19 protein-coding genes are annotated in these 20,750 nt (G+C 61.5%); 14 read left to right on the top strand and 5 right to left on the bottom strand.

The window, feature by feature from the left end; genetic code table 11:
* Positions 1-4 precede the first annotated feature (4 nt).
* The 3 genes from LQ249_RS30175 (at position 5) to LQ249_RS30165 (ending at position 2,673) form a co-directional block, all read left to right on the top strand.
* The gene (locus LQ249_RS30175; protein WP_017845157.1) at positions 5-1,246 is read left to right on the top strand and encodes a heme biosynthesis protein HemY; all 1,242 of its coding nucleotides are present in this window, start codon (positions 5-7) and stop codon (positions 1,244-1,246) included.
* Positions 1,247-1,483: 237 nt separating this feature from the next.
* Positions 1,484-2,005 (top strand): disulfide bond formation protein B, encoded by a 522-nt coding sequence (locus LQ249_RS30170; protein ID WP_046381673.1) that lies wholly within the window; start codon positions 1,484-1,486, stop codon positions 2,003-2,005.
* A 209-nt stretch (positions 2,006-2,214) separates the two neighbouring features.
* Positions 2,215-2,673, top strand: coding sequence for an Rsd/AlgQ family anti-sigma factor (locus LQ249_RS30165; RefSeq protein WP_017845155.1), 459 nt, complete (start codon positions 2,215-2,217; stop codon positions 2,671-2,673).
* Between the two features lie 54 nt (positions 2,674-2,727).
* Here the strand turns inward: LQ249_RS30165 and LQ249_RS30160 are convergent, their stop codons facing one another.
* Entirely contained in the window at positions 2,728-3,405 is a 678-nt protein-coding gene (locus LQ249_RS30160; protein ID WP_046381674.1) for an FKBP-type peptidyl-prolyl cis-trans isomerase, read from the bottom strand.
* Positions 3,406-3,597: 192 nt separating this feature from the next.
* Here LQ249_RS30160 and LQ249_RS30155 point away from each other — a divergent pair, with 192 nt between their 5' ends.
* Positions 3,598-4,665: an AlgP family protein gene (locus LQ249_RS30155; RefSeq protein ID WP_079444915.1), complete on the top strand. Its 1,068-nt coding sequence runs from the start codon at positions 3,598-3,600 to the stop codon at positions 4,663-4,665.
* Here LQ249_RS30155 and LQ249_RS30150 read toward each other — a convergent pair.
* Positions 4,662-5,126: a TIGR02444 family protein gene (locus LQ249_RS30150; protein ID WP_104904263.1), complete on the bottom strand. Its 465-nt coding sequence runs from the start codon at positions 5,124-5,126 to the stop codon at positions 4,662-4,664. The genes LQ249_RS30155 and LQ249_RS30150 overlap by 4 nt on opposite strands.
* Positions 5,127-5,176: 50 nt before the next feature.
* On the opposite strand from LQ249_RS30150, the gene LQ249_RS30145 reads away from it, so the two are divergent.
* The 5 genes from LQ249_RS30145 to LQ249_RS30125 all read left to right on the top strand — a co-directional run bounded on the left by LQ249_RS30145 (position 5,177) and on the right by LQ249_RS30125 (position 11,028).
* Positions 5,177-7,087, top strand: a complete 1,911-nt coding sequence (locus LQ249_RS30145; RefSeq protein WP_017845151.1) for an ATP-binding cassette domain-containing protein — start codon at positions 5,177-5,179, stop codon at positions 7,085-7,087.
* Entirely contained in the window at positions 7,087-7,659 is a 573-nt protein-coding gene (locus LQ249_RS30140; protein ID WP_046381676.1) for a mechanosensitive ion channel family protein, read from the top strand. Before LQ249_RS30145 ends, LQ249_RS30140 begins: the two co-directional genes overlap by 1 nt.
* Before the next feature lie 88 nt (positions 7,660-7,747).
* The gene (locus tag LQ249_RS30135) at positions 7,748-8,380 is read left to right on the top strand and encodes a LysE family transporter (RefSeq protein ID WP_026139801.1); all 633 of its coding nucleotides are present in this window, start codon (positions 7,748-7,750) and stop codon (positions 8,378-8,380) included.
* Positions 8,381-8,674: 294 nt separating this feature from the next.
* Positions 8,675-10,570 carry an FTR1 family protein gene (locus LQ249_RS30130; RefSeq protein ID WP_046381677.1) on the top strand — a complete coding sequence of 632 codons (1,896 nt, stop codon included), beginning with the start codon at positions 8,675-8,677 and terminating at the stop codon, positions 10,568-10,570.
* Between the two features lie 2 nt (positions 10,571-10,572).
* Positions 10,573-11,028 carry a YaiI/YqxD family protein gene (locus LQ249_RS30125; RefSeq protein WP_017845147.1) on the top strand — a complete coding sequence of 152 codons (456 nt, stop codon included), beginning with the start codon at positions 10,573-10,575 and terminating at the stop codon, positions 11,026-11,028.
* Here LQ249_RS30125 and elbB read toward each other — a convergent pair.
* Positions 11,025-11,690, bottom strand: a complete 666-nt coding sequence (elbB, locus tag LQ249_RS30120; protein ID WP_057004000.1) for an isoprenoid biosynthesis glyoxalase ElbB — start codon at positions 11,688-11,690, stop codon at positions 11,025-11,027. The two genes, LQ249_RS30125 and elbB, sit on opposite strands and share 4 nt — an antisense overlap.
* A 115-nt stretch (positions 11,691-11,805) precedes the next feature.
* Between elbB and LQ249_RS30115 the strand changes: the two genes are divergently transcribed.
* Entirely contained in the window at positions 11,806-13,041 is a 1,236-nt protein-coding gene (locus LQ249_RS30115; RefSeq protein ID WP_232566088.1) for a sterol desaturase family protein, read from the top strand.
* Here LQ249_RS30115 and LQ249_RS30110 read toward each other — a convergent pair.
* Positions 13,022-13,669 (bottom strand): DedA family protein, encoded by a 648-nt coding sequence (locus LQ249_RS30110; RefSeq protein ID WP_017845144.1) that lies wholly within the window; start codon positions 13,667-13,669, stop codon positions 13,022-13,024. The two genes, LQ249_RS30115 and LQ249_RS30110, sit on opposite strands and share 20 nt — an antisense overlap.
* A 207-nt stretch (positions 13,670-13,876) precedes the next feature.
* Between LQ249_RS30110 and hemB the strand changes: the two genes are divergently transcribed.
* Complete coding sequence (gene hemB, locus LQ249_RS30105) at positions 13,877-14,890, top strand: porphobilinogen synthase (RefSeq protein ID WP_057003998.1); 1,014 nt, start codon at positions 13,877-13,879, stop codon at positions 14,888-14,890.
* Positions 14,891-14,908: 18 nt separating this feature from the next.
* On the top strand, positions 14,909-17,134 hold the full coding sequence (gene ppk1 / locus LQ249_RS30100; RefSeq protein ID WP_046381681.1) for a polyphosphate kinase 1: 2,226 nt from the start codon (positions 14,909-14,911) through the stop codon (positions 17,132-17,134).
* A gap of 146 nt (positions 17,135-17,280) precedes the next feature.
* Here the strand turns inward: ppk1 and ppx are convergent, their stop codons facing one another.
* On the bottom strand, positions 17,281-18,783 hold the full coding sequence (gene ppx, locus LQ249_RS30095; RefSeq protein WP_017845141.1) for an exopolyphosphatase: 1,503 nt from the start codon (positions 18,781-18,783) through the stop codon (positions 17,281-17,283).
* A gap of 481 nt (positions 18,784-19,264) precedes the next feature.
* Between ppx and LQ249_RS30090 the strand changes: the two genes are divergently transcribed.
* The gene (locus LQ249_RS30090) at positions 19,265-19,924 is read left to right on the top strand and encodes a DUF1120 domain-containing protein (RefSeq protein ID WP_046381682.1); all 660 of its coding nucleotides are present in this window, start codon (positions 19,265-19,267) and stop codon (positions 19,922-19,924) included.
* A 106-nt stretch (positions 19,925-20,030) separates the two neighbouring features.
* The gene (locus tag LQ249_RS30085) at positions 20,031-20,747 is read left to right on the top strand and encodes a fimbria/pilus chaperone family protein (RefSeq protein ID WP_206614658.1); all 717 of its coding nucleotides are present in this window, start codon (positions 20,031-20,033) and stop codon (positions 20,745-20,747) included.
* Positions 20,748-20,750: the final 3 nt, after the last annotated feature.

Here is a 20,750-nt window from a genome sequence, read left to right as displayed (position 1 = left end):
GCCGATGAAGCGTTTCTATGTGATCCTGGTGCTGGCGATTGCGGTCGCCCTGGCGCTGGCCGTGGGCATTTCGAAACACACCGGCTACGTGTTGATTACCTATCCCCATCTGCTGCATTACGAGTCGAGCCTGTGGGCTACCCTGGTGGCGGTATTTGTCATCGGCCTGGCGATCTACCTGATTCGTGTGCTGTTGAGCCTGTTGAGCACCTCGGGCGGCGTGGTCAACCCATGGTCGCGGCGTAACCGCAGCCGTCGCGTGCAGATCGCGATCGAGCACGGCCAGATGGACCTCGCCGAAGGCCGCTGGGCCAGTGCCGAACGCCACCTGCATCGTGCCGCCGAAGCCGAACGCCAGCCGCTGCTGTATTACCTTGGCGCGGCCCGGGCGGCAAACGAGCAAGGGCGATATGAAGAGTGCGACGGACTGCTGGAGCGCGCCCTCGAGCGACAGCCCCAGGCCGAACTGGCGATTGCCTTGAGCCATGCGCAATTGCAGACGGACCGTGGCGACACCGACGGCGCGCTGACCACCTTGCAGGCCATGCACGAGCGTCATCCGCATAACGCCCAGGTGCTGCGCCAGTTGCAACGCTTGCATCAGCAGCGGGGCGATTGGTCGTCGGTGATTCGTCTGTTGCCTGAGCTGCGCAAGGACAAAGTATTGCCGGCCGGCGAATTGGCCGAGCTGGAGCGCCGCGCCTGGGGTGAAAACCTGAGCCTGGCCGCCCAGCGTGAAGAGCAGGGCGAAGCGGGGTTGCAGGCGCTTGAGCGCGCCTGGCAGCAACTGACGTCCGCCCAGCGCCAGGAGCCGCCGTTGGTGCTGGCCTACGCCGAGCAACTGCGCCAGCTGGGCGCCGATGCCAAGGCCGAAGAGGTGCTGCGCGGCGCGCTCAAGCGTGCGTATGACAGCCACCTGATCCGCCTGTATGGCCTGTTGCGCGGCAGTGACCCGGCCCGTCAGTTGAAGTTTGCCGAAGGCTGGCTCAAGGATCATCCCGGTGATGCCAGCTTGCTGTTGACCCTCGGGCGCCTGTGCCTGCAAAACAGTCTGTGGGGCAAGGCGCGGGACTATCTGGAAAGCAGCCTGCAGGTGCAGCGTAACCCCGAGGCGTGTGCCGAACTGGCACGCCTGCTGGCCCAGTTGGGTGACACCGAGCGCAGCAACCAGCTGTTCCAGGAAGGCCTGGGCCTGCTGGACAACCGTCTGCTCGCCTCACCGTTGCCCGCGCCGGTGCGGGGTTGAAGCAGGAACAGGTACGAGGGTTGGCTCGGATGCATCCGACAGCCAACCCTTGGGTTCTGTGTAAAGACTCGATTTAACTGGGTTCGTAATACATTCCTACGTTGCGTCAGGTTATGTCCTCCAAGCTCTGGCGGGATGTCCCTACGTTTTAACGGAATCGTCTGCTCTAACGCGTATTGAAAGGGGTCAGGCCTTTCCTCTACCGTAACGGCCTATCTCTCGCGGTACGGATAAACAATGTCTTTGGCCCCCTCACGCTCCTTGTTTTTCCTGGCGTTCATGGCCGGTGCGCTGACGTTGGGTGCGTCTTTCTACCTGGAATATGGCGCGCTGCTGCGGCCCTGCTTTCTGTGCCAGGTTCAGCGGTTATTCCTCGCCACCTTTACGTTGATCAACCTGGTCGCGGCTGTTCATAACCCCAAGCGCTACGGCATCTATGGGTACGGGTTGGTGAGCATGGGCTGTGCCGCGCTAGGCGCAATTACCGCAGTGCGCCAGGTGTTGCTGCAGAACACTGCGTCTGATCAGGCTGGCGATTGTTGGCCCAGTTTGCAGTACATGCTCGAAAACCTGTCGTTCTCGCAGGCGCTGCGCTCGATCTTCAACGGTACCGTCGACTGCGTGGAAATCACCTGGACCCTGTTCGATTTGAGCCTCCCGGAGTGGAGTCTGTTGTTTTTCGTGGCGATGTTGATCCTGGGTTTCATGCAGTTTTCACGGCTGATATTCAGCCAACGCTTGCGCCTGTCGACACGCTGAAAAGTGGTCGCAAGTTGTAGGACGGGATTAAACACTTGTATGAACTTTCTCTCCTGCGTACCTTGAAGCCATAGTCATGCGGGCATAATCTGGCCCGCATGCGTTATTGAAACCGTTGTCAGATGCGGCTTTGTCCGGCTGCCGCTTTATCTTTGAAGTATTGCGCGGGCACACAGCGGCAGCGCCCCCTATAGGGAAGAGAGATCATCATGCTGGAAAGTTGTCAGAATGCTCAGGAACGCTGGGGTGGGGTGCACAAGCTGATCGACAGCTGGTTGAAGGCACGCCACGAACTGGTTCGGGCGTTTGATGCTCTCGGCGAGAAGCCCGAAGCATTAGCGATGAATCGCAAGCCGCTGCAGGCGTTTTGCGGTGTCTTGGTGGACTACGTGTCTGCCGGTCATTTCGGCGTCTACGAACAGTTGACCAAGGAGGCGGAAGCCTTCGACGATCAGCGTGGTCTTGAATTGGCCGAGACCCTCTACCCACGCATCGATGTGATCACCGAGAAGCTGCTGGCGTTCAATGACCTGTGTGATGCCGGCAAGTGTGTTGCCGAGAAATTCAAAGAGCTGGGCGGCCTGCTCCATGAGCGTTTCGAGTTGGAGGATTGCCTGATCGAAGTGCTGCACAATGCTCACCGGGATGTGGCTGTCGCCCCGGCCTGACCGTTGCTGATGAGATAAAAAAACGGTGCGTATGACGCGCCGTTTTTTATTGGATCAATGTCGGGTGCCGAGCAATTCGATCTCGAATACCAGAGGCGTGTAAGGCGGGATCAACGTGCCAGCACCGTCGGCGCCATAGGCCTGTGCCGATGGAATCACCAGGCGCCACTTCGCGCCCACCGGCATCTGTTGCAGCGCACTGCTCCAGCCGCTGATCACACTGTCCAGACGAAACCATTGCGCCTGGGTGCTTTGATCGAACACCGTCCCATCGGGCAATCGCCCCACGTATTTCACCTGAACCTCATCACTGGCCAACGGCTTGTTGCCGCTGCCGGGCGTGAGTTCCGTGAGCAGAACGCCATCGGCCAATTCGCGCACGCCGCTCGCGGCTTTTTCCTGGGTCAAAAACTGCTGTTCGGCCGTCAGTGCTTTTTCACTTTGCGGTACCTGAGCATCGGCTTCGTCCTGCGCTTCATGCTGCGCCAGGAGTTGTTCGATGCGCGCGTTATCCAGTGCCAGCGGTTTACCTTGATAGGCTTGCTTGAGACCCTCGATCAACGCCTGGATCTGCAGGTCGGGGACTTCCTGGCGCAGCCGCTCACCGAGGCTGGCGCCCAGGCTGTACGCGAGGTCGTGCGCGTCCGGGGCAGTGGTTTTGGATGACGCTGGCTCGCTTGCATTGGCCACGGAAATCGCCAAACCAAGCGCAAGAAAAAGGTAACGCGACATGGGTCTTCTCCAGCCGAAAGTGCGACGGATTATGCCAGTGTGAGAGGGTAAAAAGTGGCGTGGTTTTTCGTTATATCGATAAGATTTTTCGCACGGTGCAACGCAAGGCAAACGATACTGTCAACATGCCCTAGCGGCGGTAAGAGCAGAGGGCTAGTATGAGCCGCACCCACGTCAGCCAGGAGGTAAACCATGTCGGCCAAACAGAAGCCTGTAAATACCCCGTTGCACTTACTCCAACAACTCTCGGGCAGTCTGCTCGAACATTTGGAAAGCGCGTGTTCCCAAGCCTTGGCTGATGCAGAAAAACTGCTCGCCAAGTTGGAAAAACAACGCGGTAAAGCGCAAGAAAAACTGCATAAGTCCCGCACCAAATTGCAAGACGCCGCCACTGCCGGCAAAGCCAAGGCTCAAGCCAAAGCCAAAGACGCAGTCAAAGAACTTGAGGACCTGCTGGACGCCCTCAAGGATCGCCAAGCCGAAACCCGCACCTACATTTCCCAACTCAAAAAAGATGCTCAAGAAAGCCTGAAACTGGCCCAGGGCGTTGGTCGTGTGAAGGAAGCTGTATCGAAAGTGCTGGGCGCTCGTACACCGGCAAAAGCCGTTGCCGCCAAAGCGCCGGCTAAGGCCGCCGCCAAGCCAGCTGCCAAGACTGTTGCTGCAAAACCAGCTGCCAAGCCAGTTGCCAAGACCGCTGCTGCAAAACCGGCCGCCAAGCCAGCTGCCAAAACGGCTGCTGCAAAACCAGCCGCCAAGCCAGTGGCTAAAGCCGTTGCTGCCAAACCAGCCGCCAAGCCAGCCGCTAAAGCCGCTGCTGTAAAACCGGCTGCCAAGCCAGTTGCCAAAACGGCCGCTGCCAAACCAGCCGCCAAGCCAGTGGCTAAAGCCGCTGCTGCAAAACCCGCTGCCAAACCAGTGGCTAAAGCCGCTGCTGCAAAACCGGCCGCCAAGCCAGTGGCTAAAGCCGCTGCTGCCAAACCAGCTGCCAAGCCAGTGGTTAAAGCCGCTGCTGCCAAACCAGCTGCCAAGCCAGTGGTTAAAGCCGCTGCTGCAAAACCAGCCGCCAAGCCAGTGGTTAAAGCCGCTGCCGCGAAACCAGCGGCCAAGCCAGTGGCTAAAGCTGCTGCTGCAAAACCAGCACCGGCCAAGCCAGCCACCCCGGCAGCATCGGTTGCTACCCCAGCAGCGCCAAGCGCATCGACCAGCACCCCTGCGTCGGTCGCGCCAAGCAACAGCACTCCAACCAGCGCTTCCTAAGTGCCGGTGACTGCGACGCGCAGCTGCTGCAGCGCGTCGTGGTCAAGGTTGGCGGCTCCCTCAGCCGCCAGGCCTTCCAACCATCGTTGACCCATCGCCTCGCCTGTCAGCCATGTCGTTGCCAGCGTTTCCAGGCGCGCCAGCAACTCGCGTTCCGCGTCCAGCTCCAGGGCTTTGACCCGCTCCCGTAACGCCGCCAAGGGCGCATCCTGCTGCGCCACGGCCCGCCATTGCCGGCGTACCTGTCGCAACGGTTCAACCACCTGCGATTGCCAGGGCTCGGCGATATGCCTCAGCGCCAGCGCGCGTTCACGCGTCAGCGCCACGCCCCGCTGTTCCAGCCACGCCCCGCAGAGCAACAGGCACACATCCGCGCCTTGTTCCTGCACTCGCAGGCACGCAGCCTCGACGCCCGGGCGGGCGTAAGTCGAGAGGGCAAAGCTCCACAGGTCAGCGCACATATTCACACCCAAGCCAGCGGCCAACGAAGCTGGTAGACTCCGCCGCCATTATGATCCGACTTCAAAGCCTAACATTACAGCGTGGCCCGCAACGTCTTCTCGAAGACGCCGAGCTGACCCTGCACGCCGGTCACAAAGCCGGCCTGATCGGTGCCAACGGCGCCGGCAAATCCACGTTGTTCGCCCTGTTGCTGGGTGAGCTGACCCCGGACTCCGGGGACTGCTTGCTGCCGGCCGACTGGCGCATCGCCCATATGCGCCAGGAGATCGACACCCTGGACCGCATCGCGATCGACTACGTGCTCGATGGCGACCTGCGTCTGCGCCAGGTGCAACACGACCTGGCCGCGGCCGAGAAAGCCCAGGACGGCGCCGCTCAAGCCCGCCTGCACGCGGAACTGGACAGCGCTGACGGCTACACCGCCGACGCCCGTGCGCGCAAGATGCTCGCCGGCCTTGGCTTTACCAACGAACAGATGGACCGCCCGGTCGCCGACTTCTCCGGCGGCTGGCGCATGCGCCTGAACCTGGCCCAGGCACTGATGTGCCCCTCGGACCTGTTGCTGCTCGACGAACCGACCAACCACTTGGACCTCGATGCGATCCTGTGGCTGGAGGATTTCCTCAAGAGCTACCAGGGCACCTTGCTGCTGATTTCCCACGACCGGGATTTCCTCGACGCCGTGGTCGACAACATCGCCCACGTCGAACAGAAGAAAATCACCCTCTACCGTGGCGGCTACACCGCGTTCGAACGCGCCCGCGCCGAACGCCTGGCCCAGCAACAGCAGGCGTTCGAGAAGCAGCAGGCGCAGCGCGCGCACATGGAAAGCTACATCGCCCGGTTCAAGGCCCAGGCCACCAAGGCCCGCCAGGCCCAGAGCCGGATCAAGGCGCTGGAGCGCATGGAAGAACTGTCGGCGGCCCACGTCGATTCGCCTTTCGATTTCGTGTTCCGCGAGTCGGTGAAGATCTCCAGCCCGTTGCTCGACCTGTCCGATGCCCGCCTGGGCTATGGCGAGAAAACCATCCTCGAGAAGGTCAAGCTGCAACTCACGCCGGGTGCGCGCATTGGCCTGCTCGGGCCGAACGGCGCGGGCAAGTCGACGCTGATCAAGAACCTGTCGGGCGAGCTGCAACCCCTGGCCGGGCGCCTGACCCGTGGCGAGAACCTGGTGGTCGGCTACTTCGCCCAGCATCAGTTGGACTCCCTGGACGCCAAGGCCAGCCCGTTGCTGCACCTGCAGCGCCTGGCGCCGACCGAACGCGAGCAGCCATTGCGCGACTTCCTCGGCGGCTTCGACTTCCGTGGCGCGCGCATCGATGAGCCGGTGCTGAATTTCTCCGGCGGCGAAAAAGCCCGCCTGGCCCTGGCGTTGATCGCCTGGGACCGGCCGAACCTGTTGCTGCTCGACGAGCCGACCAACCACCTCGACCTGGAAATGCGCCTGGCGCTGACCATGGCCTTGCAGGAGTTCAGCGGTGCGGTACTGGTGGTGTCTCACGATCGCCACTTGCTCAAGAGCACCACCGACAACTTCCTGCTGGTGGCCGACGGCAAAGTCGAAGAGTTCGACGGTGACCTCGACGACTACGCGCGCTGGCTGACGGAATACCGCCTGCGCAACGCGCCGACCAGCAACACCCCGGTCAACCCGGACAAAACCGACAAGAAGGCCCAGCGCCAGGCCGCTGCCGCCCTGCGTCAGCAGTTGGCGCCGCACAAGCGCGAAGCCGACAAGCTGGAAGCCGAGTTGGGCAAGGTCCACGAGCGCCTGGCCAAGATCGAAACCAGCCTGGGCGACAGTGCCGTGTACGAAGCCGCGCGCAAGGATGAACTGCGCGATCTGCTGGCCGAGCAGGCCAAGCTCAAGGTCCGTGAAGGGCAGTTGGAGGAAAGCTGGATGGAAGCCCTCGAACTGCTCGAAAGCCTGCAAGCGGAGCTGGAGGCGCTGTCCTGATGGACGCGCTGCAACTGCCGCTGCCGGCGCAATGGGTCGCCCCCGTGTGGATCGGCGTGCAAATCCTGCTGATCCTGCTGGCCGGCTACCTGACCCAGCGGTTTGTCGCCAAAGGCCTGACCCGCCTCGGCGAGCACTACCCCTTCCCGCCGCAGCTGTTGATGCCGCTGCGTGGCGGCTTGCGCTGGCTGATCATGGGCAGTGCGCTGATCTTCGTGCTGGAGCGCCTGGGCGTGTCCGCCACGGTGTTGTGGACCGCGTTGTCGGGGTTTGTCGCGGTGGCGGCGGTGGCGTTTTTCGCCATGTGGTCGGTGTTGTCCAACCTGTTGTGCGCGATCCTGATCTTCACCGTCGGGCCGTTCCGCCTCGGTGATGTGGTCGAGCTGGTGGACACCGTCGACAAGCCCGGCGTCAAAGGCCGGGTAGTGGCGATCAACCTGCTTTACACCACGCTGATCGAAGTGGAAGAGGCGGGGACCGGCGGCGTGACGGTGCAGGTGCCCAATAGCCTGTTCTTCCAACGCTCGGTGCGCCGCTGGCGCGACAGTGCTGTCCTCCCGGGCCAGCGCTAGCGTTCACATCTTGCAAAAAACTATAGCCAGCCTTCGGTCGGCAGCGTTAGCTTAAGGCACAACCGCAAACTCGCTGCTGAGGTGTGCAATGGCACTCGACACATGGCTGGCTTTTTTCCTCGCTAGTTGGATCATTTCCCTTTCTCCTGGCGCAGGCGCCATCGCCTCGATGTCCAGTGGCCTGCAATACGGTTTCCTGCGCGGCTACTGGAACGCCATCGGCCTGCAAATCGGCCTGGCGATGCAGATCGCCGTGGTCGCGGGCGGCTTGGGAGCCATTCTGGCGGCGTCGTCCACCGCGTTCTATGCGATCAAATGGTTTGGCGTGGCGTACCTGGTGTACCTGGCCGTCAAGCAATGGCGCGCGCTGCCCATGGACATGACCGATGACGCCGCAGTACGGCCGATCGGCAAGCCGATGGCGATGATGTTCCGTGGCTTTCTGGTCAACGCCAGCAACCCCAAGGCGTTGGTGTTCATGCTCGCGGTGCTGCCGCAGTTCGTGAACCCGCAGGCGCCGCTGCTGATCCAATACCTGATCCTCGGCGCGACGATGATCAGCGTCGATATGATCGTGATGGCGGGCTATACCGGCCTGGCGTCGAAAGTCTTGCGCCTGTTGCGCACGCCCAAGCAGCAAAAACGCATGAACCGCACGTTTGCCGGGTTGTTCGTGGGGGCTGCGGGCTTCCTCGCCAGCTTGCATCGCGCGACGGCTTGAACCCGGACCGGGCTGAAGAAACCGAATCGACAATGTGGGAGCGGGCTTGCTCGCGATAGTGGAGTGTCAGTCACCGAGTCAGTCGGCTGACCCACTGCTATCGCGAGCAAGCCCGCTCCCACATTGTTTTTGCGTTGCCTGTGCGCGTTGGGGGCAGCGCAGAATCGTCGGGCGTGGCGTCATTGCTACAGCTCAATCTGCTCTGTTACTCAAAATACAAATCACTTACACCTTGAGTCAAATCTCATAAAGCTCAACAATGTGTTACTTCGTATTTCCCTTTGAGATTCGTTCATGACTGCCCCCTTCCGTTTTCTCGCCTGGCTGCTATTGCCGGCGTTGATGTCGTGCAGCTTCAATCTGTTGGCCGCGCCTGCCGAGGGCGCCACGAAAGCCCTGCATTTGCTGGACTACATCGGCGCGGACTATCCGCCGACGGTAGCGGCGGGCAAGGTCGTCGATGAATCGGAATACCGTGAGCAGGTGGAATTTCTGGGGGTATTGCAGGGCCTGGTGGCTGAGCTGCCGTCCAAGCCCGAGCGCGCGGAATTGGTCAAAGGGGTCGATGAATTGGTCGCGGCCGTGACCGCTCGTCAGGATGGTGCCAGCGTGGCCCGCCAGTCCCGGCAGTTGGGCGCCAAGCTGGCGGCGGCGTATGAAGTCAGCCAGGCCCCGGCGATTACGCCCGACCCGACCCGCGGCGCACCACTGTATGCCCAGCACTGCTCGGTCTGCCACGGCACGGCCGGCGCCGGTGATGGCCCGGCGGGCGTCGGCATGACGCCGCCGCCAGCGAACCTGCAGAACGCGGAGCGCCTGGACCGCCTGAGCCTCTATGCGATCTACAACACGCTGGGCCTGGGTGTCGAAGGCACGGACATGCCGTCCTTCGCCGACCAACTGGACGACCGCCAGCGCTGGGACCTGGCCACCTACATCGCCGGCTTCACGGCCGACCCGGCTGCCGCGAAAAGCGCGCAACCGTTCAACCTCGCCGACCTGGCCCGCCAGACCCCCAATGAAGTGTTGGCCGCCAACGGCCCGGCCGCTGCTGCGACGTTCCGCGCCCAGCGTGCTCAGCCGCCGCAGGTCAAGCGCGGCCCGGCGCAGTTGCTCGACTACACCGCCGCGACCCTCGACAAGAGCCTTGCGGCGTTCCGCAGCGGTGACCATGAGCAAGCCTACGACCTGTCGGTAGCGGCGTATCTGGAAGGGTTCGAGCTGGTGGAAAGCTCCCTGGACAACGTCAACGCCAACGTGCGCAAAGACACCGAGAAGGCCCTGATGGCCTATCGGCAGTCGTTGCAGGACGGCTTGCCGCTCGAACAGGTGCAGCAGCGTCTGGATGCCGCCAAGGGCAAGCTCACCGAATCTGCCGGCTTGTTGGGTGGCGATGGCCTGAGCTGGTCGTTGAGCTTTATCTCAGGCTTGCTGATCCTGCTGCGCGAAGGTCTGGAAGCGATCCTGGTGCTGGCGGCGGTCCTCGCCTTCCTGCGTAACACCGGCCAGGAATCGGCGGTGCGCGGCGTCCATGTCGGCTGGGGCCTGGCCTTGTTGGCCGGCTTGGCCACCTGGGCGTTGGCGGCCTATGTGATCGATGTGAGCGGCGCCCAGCGCGAATTGCTCGAAGGTTGCACGGCGTTGTTTGCCAGTGTGATGGTGCTGTGGCTCGGCGTGTGGATGCATGACCGGCGCCACGCAGCGGCCTGGCAGGACTACATCAAGAGCAGCCTGGTGGGCGGCGGTGGCCGTTTCGGCTTCGCGCTGCTGGCGTTCTTCTCGGTGTACCGCGAGCTGTTTGAAGTGATCCTGTTCTACGAAACCCTGTGGTTGCAAGCCGGCCCGGCCGGGCACAACGCCGTGCTGGGGGGTGGCGCCACGGCGCTGGTGCTGTTGGTGGGCCTGGCGTGGGTGATCCTGCGCGGTTCGGCGAAGCTGCCATTGGCGCTGTTCTTCGGGATCAACGCGGCGCTGCTGTGTGCGTTGTCGGTGGTATTCGCCGGGCACGGCGTGAAGGCGTTGCAGGAAGCCGGTATCTTCGGCACGCGGCCGGTGGCGTTCTTTGACTTCGACTGGCTGGGTATCCACGCCGATGCCTACTCGCTGAGTGCGCAGGTGGTGGCGATCCTGGCGATTATGGTGATGTATGGCCGCAGTCGGATCGCCGACAAGCGCCGGCTGGCGGCATAAGCATGCGCGTGTGGATCGACGCCGATGCCTGCCCGCGCGCGGCCAAGGACCAGGTGGTGAAGTTCGCCCTCAAGCGTCAGTTCGAGGTGGTGCTGGTGGCCGGGCAGAGCCAGATCAAGCCGGCCTTCGCCTGCGTTAAGCTGATCGTGGTGCCCAGCGGCCCGGACGCGGCGGATGACTACCTGGTGGAGCACGCGGTGCCCGGTGAGCTGGTGATCTGCAGCGACGTGCCCCTGGCTGACCGCCTGGTGAAGAACGGCGTGACGGCTCTCGACCCGCGCGGCAAGGAATTCAGCCCGCAGAACATGAGTGAGCGGCTGGCGGTGCGTAACCTGTTCACCGATCTGCGCGAGCAAGGCCAGATGGGCGGTGGTCCACCGCCCCATGGGGAAAAGGACAAGCAAGCGTTCGCCAACGCACTCGACCGCCTGCTCACACGCTTGATGCGGGCCGGTTAATCGTTTTCGTGGGTCAGTTCCAGCACCCGATCCACCAGCTTGTTGATGCCTGACGCAACTTCGCTGATGTTCTTGCCGAGCATATAGGCGGGAGTGCTGACCAGCTTGCGCGCGGTGTCTTCCACGATATCTTCCACCGCGCATGCCTGGTGGTGGGCGCCCATCTTGTCCAGCGCGGCGGCGGTGTCGGCATCGTTGCCGATGGTGCAGGTCACCCCCGGGCCATAGATCTTCGCGGCCAGGGCCGGCGAGATGCAGATCAGTCCCAGCGGCTTGCCCGCTTCGACAAAGGCTTCGGCCAGCGCCAATACCTGCGGGTTGAGGCTGCAACCGGCGCCTTCGCTGGCAAAGTTCGACAGGTTCTTCGCCGCGCCAAACCCGCCAGGCACGATCAGCGCGTCGAAATCCTCGGCGTTGGCTTCACGAATGTCTTTCACGTCGCCCCGGGCAATGCGGGCGGATTCCACCAGCACATTGCGCGACTCGGGCATTTCTTCGCCCGTGAGGTGGTTGATCACGTGCAACTGCGCGATGTCGGGTGCAAAGCATTGGACCTGAGCGCCGCGCTGATCCAGGCGCAGCAGGGTGATCACGCTTTCGTGGATTTCTGCACCGTCGTACACGCCACAGCCGGAAAGGATCACTGCAATCTTTTTGCTCATGGGCATTTCTCCTGATTCATGGCGTTAAATGTCTACTAATTTGTCATCTGTTGCCAATGGGAACTCTCGCCGCAGCCCCTAATCTTGATGCAATAAAAACAGACCGGACTAGCCCATGGACTTCGTGCCTTACGCGGTACCGTTTTTCATCGCCTTGATCGTGGTTGAACTGCTCGTCGACCGTTGGCGCGGCGCGCGCAATTATCGGGTGGCGGATGCCATCAACAGCCTCAGCACTGGCGTGCTGTCCACCACCACCGGGCTGCTGACCAAGGGCGTGGGATTGCTGACCTACGCATTCGCCCTCAAGCACCTGGCGCTGATCGAGCTGTCGGCCGAGAGCGTCTGGACCTGGGTGTTCGCCTTTGTGTTCTACGACTTCTGCTATTACTGGCTGCATCGCTGCGGTCACGAGCGCAATATCCTGTGGGCCGCGCATTCGGTGCATCACCAGAGCGAGGACTACAACCTCACCACCGCCTTGCGCCAGACCAGCACCGGCTTTCTGCTGAGCTGGATCTTCTATCTGCCTCTGGCCGTGCTCGGCGTGCCGCTGGTGGTGTTCATCAGCGTCGCTTCGCTCAACCTGCTGTATCAATTCTGGGTCCACACCCGCCATGTGCCCAAGCTCGGCTGGTTCGAGTGGCTCTTCGTCACCCCGTCCAATCATCGGGCCCACCATGCACAGAACGCTCTCTACATGGATCGCAACTACGGCGGGGTGTTCATTATTTGGGACCGGCTGTTTGGCTCGTTTCAGGAAGAAGACGAAAACGAGCCGGTGATCTTTGGCGTCACCACCCCCTTGGCCAGTTGGAACCCGCTGTGGGCCAACCTGCAGTTCTATGCGCAGTTGTGGAGTGACGCGCGGCACACGCAAAGCCGTTGGGACAAGCTGCGCATCTGGTTCATGCGTACCGGCTGGCGGCCGGCCGACGTGAAGGCCAACTACCCGTTGACCAAGCCGGACTTGAGCCAGTTCCGCAAATTTGAGGTGCCGCTGGATACGCGGCAACAGGTGTACGTCGCCCTGCAATTCGCGGTGTATGTGGGGTTTGGCAGTTATCTGATGAACGTCGGCGAAGGGCTGCCCACGGCGGCGTTGGTGCTGGGCTGGAGTGCAATGGCGTTGGGCCTGTTCAGCCTGGGCGTCGCCCTGGAGAACCGCCCGTGGGCGTTGAAGGCGGAACTGGTGCGCCTGGGCCTGAATGTGCCGTTGGTATGGCTGGCGCCGCTGGTCGGGCTTTGGCCGGCCAGCCACCTGGGCTGGCCGGGCCTGTTGAGCTACAGCTTGTTGAGCCTGATTGGCCTCTACTGCTGCCGAGGCCGGCTTACTCGACTGGCGTCTTAGGCGGCTCGGCCGGGCTGGTCTCACTCAGTTGTGCGGCCGCCAGTCGGGCCTTGGCGTCGGCACAGGCTTGACGGGCGATGCGCGCGTTCTTGAACCGCCGCCGCAGCCAGAGAACCAGGCCCAGCAGTAACAACGCACCCAGCACCCACAGCTCGTACTTCTTGATGCTGCCCAGCATGCCTTCCAGCACCGCGCCGAAATGGTACGCCGCCGCGCCGAGCGCCGCCGCCCAGACCGCCGCGCCAATGCCGTTGAGTAACAGGTAGCGCAAGGGCGGATAGCCGGACAGGCCAATCGCCACGGGCATCACCGTGCGCAATCCGTAGACAAAGCGGAAGCTCAACACCCAGATATCCGGGTGCTTGCGGATATGTTCCAGGGCTTTGTCGCCCATCAATTGCCAGCGCGGTTTACGTGCCAACAGTTTGCGGCCGTGCTTGCGCCCCATGTAATACCAAAGCTGGTCGCCGGCGTAGCTGCCAAAAAAAGCAACGACCACCACCAGGTTGATATCCATGTACCCACGGAACGCCAGGAAGCCTGCGAGAACGAGTATGGTCTCGCCTTCGAAGAACGTCCCGAGGAAGAGGGCAAAGTAGCCGAAGTCATGCAGAAATTGTTGAAGCATGGTCTGGGTGCTGGCGAAATGAACGCGCAGCCTACGCCTTCGCGATCATTCGTGAAAGTATCGAGATGTGTCACGAAGTGAACAATTCCTACAGAAACGCCGAATGCGACTACAGGTCGCATCGTTAAGCACAACTGTCATACCTTCGTCATAATGGCCGCTTATAACTGCAACACTCGCCCGTAAACGCGGGCTCAGGAGTCTGTCGTGAGCTTTACCCCTGCCAATCGCCTGTTTCCCGCGACCCGTCTGCGTCGCAACCGTCGTGATGATTTTTCTCGCCGTCTGGTCCGTGAAAACGTACTGACCACGAATGATCTGATCCTGCCGGTCTTTGTGCTGGACGGGGAAAACCGTCGGGAAGCCGTGGCGTCGATGCCGGGTGTCGAGCGCTTGACCATTGATTTGCTGCTGGAAGAGGCGGCGAACTGGGTCGAGTTGGGGATTCCGGCGCTGGCGCTGTTCCCCGTTACGCCTGCTGAACTCAAGTCCCTCGATGCCGCCGAAGCCTGGAACCCGCAAGGGATCGCCCAGCGCGCCACCCGTGCGTTGCGTGAGCGCTTCCCGGAATTGGGGGTGATCACCGATGTGGCCCTGGACCCGTTCACCACCCACGGGCAGGATGGCATCCTGGATGAAGACGGCTACGTGCAGAACGACATCACCGTCGACGCGCTGGTCAAGCAAGCCTTGTCTCATGCCGCCGCCGGGGCCCAGGTGGTCGCGCCGTCGGACATGATGGACGGCCGCATCCAGGCGATCCGCGAAGCCCTGGAGCTGGCCGGTCACGTCAATGTGCGGATCATGGCCTACTCGGCCAAATACGCCAGTGCCTACTATGGTCCGTTCCGCGATGCGGTGGGCTCGGCCCTGAACCTGGGCAAGGCCAACAAAGCCTCGTACCAGATGGACCCGGCCAACAGCCATGAAGCCCTGCACGAAGTGGCCGCCGACCTGGCCGAAGGCGCCGACATGGTGATGGTCAAGCCCGGGATGCCTTACCTGGACATCCTTTATCGGGTCAAAGAGGAATTCAAGGTGCCGACCTTTGTCTATCAGGTCAGCGGTGAATACGCCATGCACATGGCCGCGATCCAGAATGGTTGGTTGAGTGAAGGGGTGATCCTCGAATCCCTGACAGCCTTTAAACGTGCTGGCGCTGATGGCATTCTGACCTACTTCGCCGCCCGCGCTGCCCAATTGCTTAGAGAGCAACAATAGCCCTCACAGGAACACTCGATGAATACCGAAGGACTCTCAGAAGTTGCCGTAAAAGACGCCCACCCGGTGGTCGAATCCGTCGCCGAGACCCCGCCGGTGCCGGAGCCGGCGCCGCCAGTGGTGGTCGCCGAAGCGCCGGCCCCGGCGCCAGCGCCTGCCGTGGTGACCAACCTGGATGACAGCAGCCTGTACATCCACCGTGAGTTGTCACAACTGCAATTCAACATCCGCGTGCTGGAACAGGCGCTGGATGAGTCCTATCCGTTGCTGGAACGCCTGAAATTCCTGCTGATTTTCTCCAGCAACCTGGATGAGTTCTTCGAGATCCGCGTCGCCGGCCTCAAGAAGCAGATCACCTTCGCCCGTGAACAAGCCGGCGCCGATGGCCTGCAACCGCATCAAGCCCTGGCGCGCATCAGCGAACTGGTACACGGGCATGTGGATCGCCAATACGCGATCCTCAACGACATCCTGCTGCCGGAACTGGAAAAACATCAGGTCCGCTTCATCCGTCGTCGCCACTGGACCACCAAGATCAAGACCTGGGTGCGTCGCTACTTCCGCGACGAGATCGCGCCGATCATCACGCCGATCGGTCTCGACCCGACTCACCCGTTCCCGTTGCTGGTCAACAAGAGCCTGAACTTCATCGTTGAGCTTGAAGGTATCGACGCCTTCGGTCGCGATTCCGGCCTGGCGATCATCCCGGCACCGCGTCTGCTGCCACGGATCATCAAGGTACCGGAAGAGGTGGGGGGCGCTGGCGATAACTATGTATTCCTGTCGTCGATGATCCACGCGCACGCCGATGACCTGTTCCAGGGCATGAAGGTCAAGGGCTGCTACCAGTTCCGCCTGACCCGTAACGCCGACCTGGCGCTGGACTCCGAAGACGTCGAAGACTTGGCCCGCGCCCTGCGCGGCGAGCTGTTCTCGCGGCGCTACGGCGATGCGGTGCGTCTGGAAGTGGCCGACACCTGCCCGAAACATCTGTCGGACTACCTGCTCAAGCAGTTCAACCTCGGCGAGAGCGAGCTGTACCAGGTCAACGGCCCGGTCAACTTGACGCGTCTGTTCAGCATCACCGGCCTGGACAGCCACCCGGAGCTGCAATACACGCCGTTCACGCCGCAGATCCCGAAACTGCTGCAAAACAGCGAAAACATTTTCAGCGTGGTCAGCAAGCAGGACATCCTGTTGCTGCACCCGTTCGAGTCCTTCACCCCGGTGGTCGACCTGTTGCGCCAGGCCGCCAAGGACCCGCATGTACTCGCCGTGCGCCAGACCCTGTACCGCAGCGGCGCCAACTCGGAGATCGTCGACGCCCTGGTGGACGCTGCGCGTAACGGCAAGGAAGTCACCGCGGTGATCGAACTGCGCGCGCGCTTCGACGAAGAGTCCAACCTGCAACTGGCCAGTCGCCTGCAAGCGGCCGGCGCGGTGGTGATCTACGGTGTGGTCGGGTTCAAGACCCACGCCAAGATGATGCTGATCCTGCGCCGCGAAGCCGGTGAGATCGTGCGTTACGCGCACTTGGGCACCGGCAACTATCACGCCGGTAACGCCAAGCTCTACACCGACTACAGCCTGCTGACCTCCGACGACGCCTTGTGTGAAGACGTCGGCAAGTTGTTCAGCCAGTTGATCGGCATGGGTAAGACGTTGCGCATGAAGAAGCTGCTGCATGCGCCGTTCACCCTGAAGAAGGGCATGCTCGACATGATCGCCCGCGAGACCCAGTTCGCGCTCGACGGCAAACCGGCGCACATCATCGCCAAGTTCAACTCGCTGACCGATCCGAAGATCATCCGCGCGCTGTACAAGGCCAGCCAGTCCGGCGTGCGTATCGACCTGGTGGTACGCGGCATGTGCTGCCTGCGGCCGGGCATCGCCGGGGTCTCGCACAACATCCATGTGCGCTCGATCATCGGGCGGTTCCTGGAGCACACGCGGGTGTTCTACTTCCTCAACGGCGGGGAGGAGCAGATGTACCTCTCCAGCGCCGACTGGATGGAGCGCAACCTCGACAAGCGCGTGGAGACGTGTTTCCCGGTGGAAGGCAAGAAGCTGATCATGCGGGTCAAGAAAGAGCTGGAAAGTTATCTCACCGATAACACCCACAGCTGGAGCCTGCAGTCGGACGGCCGCTACGTGCGCAACACGCCGACCGGCAACCAGAACCCGCGCAGCGCCCAGGCCACCTTGCTGGAAAGGCTGGGTAGCCCGATTCTCGCGGTGAATTAACCGACCTAATGTGGGAGGGGCGGTGCGACGATTCGACTTGCCCCCGATGGCGGCAGTTCAGTCAAAGTACCAAGTGACTGACACACCGCCATCGGGGGCAAGTCGAATCGTCGCACCGCCCCTCCCACATGTATTTTCGGTGTTCTTTAGCGCACGTTCAGGCTGAAGCCCACCCGCGTCAGCCACTCCGCTTCCTGGGCGAAGTCCGCCTGGGTCAGCTGGTTTTCCTCCAGCCAGCCTTCCGGGAACACCACGTCGAGGCTGTCGCCGCTGGCGCGCAGGGTCACCTGGGGCATTTCCTGGGTGCCACGGATGTGGTGGAACAGGATCGCAAAGCGCAGCAGCACGCACAGGCGGATCAGCTTGATGCCTTCGTCACCGAATTCGGCGAACTTGTCCTTGGGGATATTGCGGCGATGGCCGCGTACCAGCAGCGCGAGCATCTGCTGGTCTTCCCGGGAGAAACCAGCCAGGTCGGAGTGCTCGATCAGGTAGGCGCCGTGCTTGTGGTAATGGTAGTGGGCGATATCCAGGCCCACTTCATGCACCTTGGCCGCCCAGCCCAGCAGTTCGCGCCATACACCGTCTTCCAGGTCCCAGTCCGCGGCCACCTGGTCGAAGGCATGCAGGGCTTTGCGTTCCACGCGGGCCGCTTGTTCCAGATCGGCGTGATAGCGCTCCATCAACGAGCTGAGGGTGCGCTCACGCACGTCCTCATGGTGATGACGGCCGAGCAGGTCGTAAAGCACGCCTTCGCGCAGGGCGCCGTCGCAGTGGTCCATGCGTTGCAGTTCGAGGGCGTCGAAGATCGCTTCGAGAATCGCCAGGCCCGCCGGGAAAATCGTGCGGCGGTCGGGCTTGATACCATCGAAGTCGATTTTTTCGGCATCTCCCAGCTTGAACAGCTTGCGCTTGAGCCACGCCAGGCCTTCGGCGTTGACCTCGCCGGTGCCATGGCCGCCGGCTTTCAAGGCCAGGCCGATGGCGCGGATGGTGCCGGACGAGCCGATCGCTTCATCCCACGACAGGCGATGCAGGGCGTGCTCGATGCTCATGATCTCCAGCCGCGCCGCCGTGTAGGCCTGGGCATAACGCGCCGGGGTGATCTTGCCGTCCTTGAAATAACGCTGGGTATAGCTGACGCAGCCCATCTGCAGGCTTTCGCGCAGCAGCGGCTCGAAGCGCTGGCCGATGATGAATTCGGTACTGCCGCCGCCGATGTCCGCCACCAGGCGCTTGCCGGGGGTGTCGGCCAGGGTGTGGGACACGCCGAGGTAGATCAGGCGCGCTTCTTCGCGTCCGGAGATGACTTCCACCGGGTGCCCGAGGATCTCCTCGGCGCGGCGGATGAATTCGCCCCGGTTACGGGCTTCGCGCAACGCGTTGGTGCCGACGATTCGCACAGCACCCGGGGGCATGCCGTTGATCAACTGGGCAAACCGCTTGAGGCAATCGAGCCCGCGCTGCATGGATTCTTCATTGAGCTGGCGCGCGTCGTCGATTCCGGCAGCCAGTTGGACTTTTTCGCCTAGCCGCTCAAGGATGCGGATTTCGCCGTTCTGGGCCTTGGCCACGACCATATGAAAGCTGTTGGAGCCCAGGTCGATGGCGGCGATCAGGGACAGATTCTTGGCTTGGGATTGCGGCATGGTTAGAGGGTCTCGGTCGATAACCTGACCATCGTGCCACGATCGACCGCTGGAGCCAACGCGTAGCGCTCCGGTAATTTTCCTAAGGGTGTCTGCGAGGAATTCTTGTGGGAAATGTAGGGTGGGTTTCTAAATATCCAATGAATGGGGTTTTAGTTTTGTAGGAGTTTTTAACTAGTTGTTGTTGTAAAGCTTTTTATGATTTTCCCTACAGAGTGCTTGTTGATGTTCCTTTGGTTTTTTTGTTTAGGACTACCTCGCGGTCGGGTAAAGGCGACTCTTTGTTTTTACGGCTCCCACACTAACTGATGTGTTATCTGATTCTTTAATGAAGTGCCAAAGCGACAGACTGTCATCCGGCAATATTGCCTGGGTGTTATTTATTTATAGTCGTGCAGGTCCGGAGAAATAAGCCGTTTGGCGCTGGACTTGCCGAGAGATAAATAAAGAACGCCTGATAACTTTCAGTGACAGGTCGAATATGAAAAAAATTGTTGGATTGACTCTCGGTCTCGCTTGCCTGGCTGCGGCCATCAGTGCTAACGCATCCACCAGTGCCGAACTGGTCGTCAGGGGCACGATCAAACCCGCTGCCTGCAACCTGAGCATGACTGGCGGCGGCATTATCAATTACGGCGATATTCCTTCGGGCCAACTCTCCCAGACGGCGTTCAACCCGCTTCGGGAAATGACCACGCCCCTGTCCGTCAATTGCGGCACCGGCAGCGCTCCGTTCGGGCTGACATTCACCGACCTGCAGGCCGGCAGCAGGGTAACGGGCATCCTCAGTGCCCTTGGCGCAGGCTATACCGAGGTGCATAACTTCGGCTTGGGTTCGGTCGCTGGCAAAAATACCGGTGGCTATGCGGTTACGCTCAGGGACCTCAGGTCGCCGAGCAAAACGCTGACGGCTATTACACGTGTCGGCGAAGGCGCGGCCTGGCAGAGCAGTGATGGCAAAGTCGCGAAATCGCCTAACCAATCTTCGTGGCGCAGTGGCACTTCGCTCATTCCGGCCGAACTCTCTCAACTGACCGGGACTATCGCAGTACGGGCCGTGATCAACAAAGGCCAAGACTTGAACCTGGCTCGCGACGTTACTCTTGATGGTCGCGCAACGCTTACTTTGGTTTACCTCTAAGCGGCTGAAATACAGCCGATCAAAGAACGCACGCGTTCTGATCGGCTGTTTTCATGTGGGTGCTTGGCTATCAATTGCCAACTTCATGGTCTGCGGGGAACACTGAGTGCGTAGTCTTTCAGTAATAAATAATCTGCTGTTGTTGTGTGCAAGTGTGTGTCTGTGTTTTACCGGCATGGTATTGGCGGACGGAATGTTGCCGGAAACCTCGGTTGTGGTTCTTTATGAGGAACAAGGCGAGGCCACGATAAATATCAAGAACACCGATTCGGGGCCGGCGCTGCTTCATTCAGTCGTACTGAACGTGCCCGAAGACGTAGAGCCCCTATTGATTGTCACGCCGCCTATTGCGCGTGTGGAACCCGGTGAAACCCAGTTGGTGCGTTTCATCAGCACCTTGGAAGCACCGCTGAAGACCCAGCGCTTGAAGCGTGTGTCCTTCGAGGGTATTCCGCAGGCGCGTGCCGCAGGGGGTGCGACCATCGGTATCACCCTTCGGCAGAATCTGCCGCTGATCCTGCACCCCAAAGGCTTGCCTCAACATCACACGCCCTGGGAGCTGCTGAAGTGGCGGCGGGCAGGAGAGAGGCTCGCTGTTCACAACGACAGTGCTTATGTGGTGCGCCTGGCGCCGGAGGTGCAGTTGCTGCCCCAACGGGTTCTGGCGACGTTGCCGCGTGCTTACATTTTGCCGGGGGAGGCGTTGACGGCGAAGGTTGACGGAACATTGGACGGCTTGGCCGAAGTCGAGATCCAGCCCGCCACGGTCTATGGGTTTTCGGTGGACAGCTACCGCGCCCCGATCAGTACCGATGGGGGTTGAGCG

Source organism: Pseudomonas sp. 7-41, from assembly GCF_021233075.1.
GTDB classification, from domain to species: Bacteria; Pseudomonadota; Gammaproteobacteria; order Pseudomonadales; family Pseudomonadaceae; genus Aquipseudomonas; species Aquipseudomonas veronii.
This window is presented reverse-complemented; position numbering and strand designations above follow the sequence as displayed.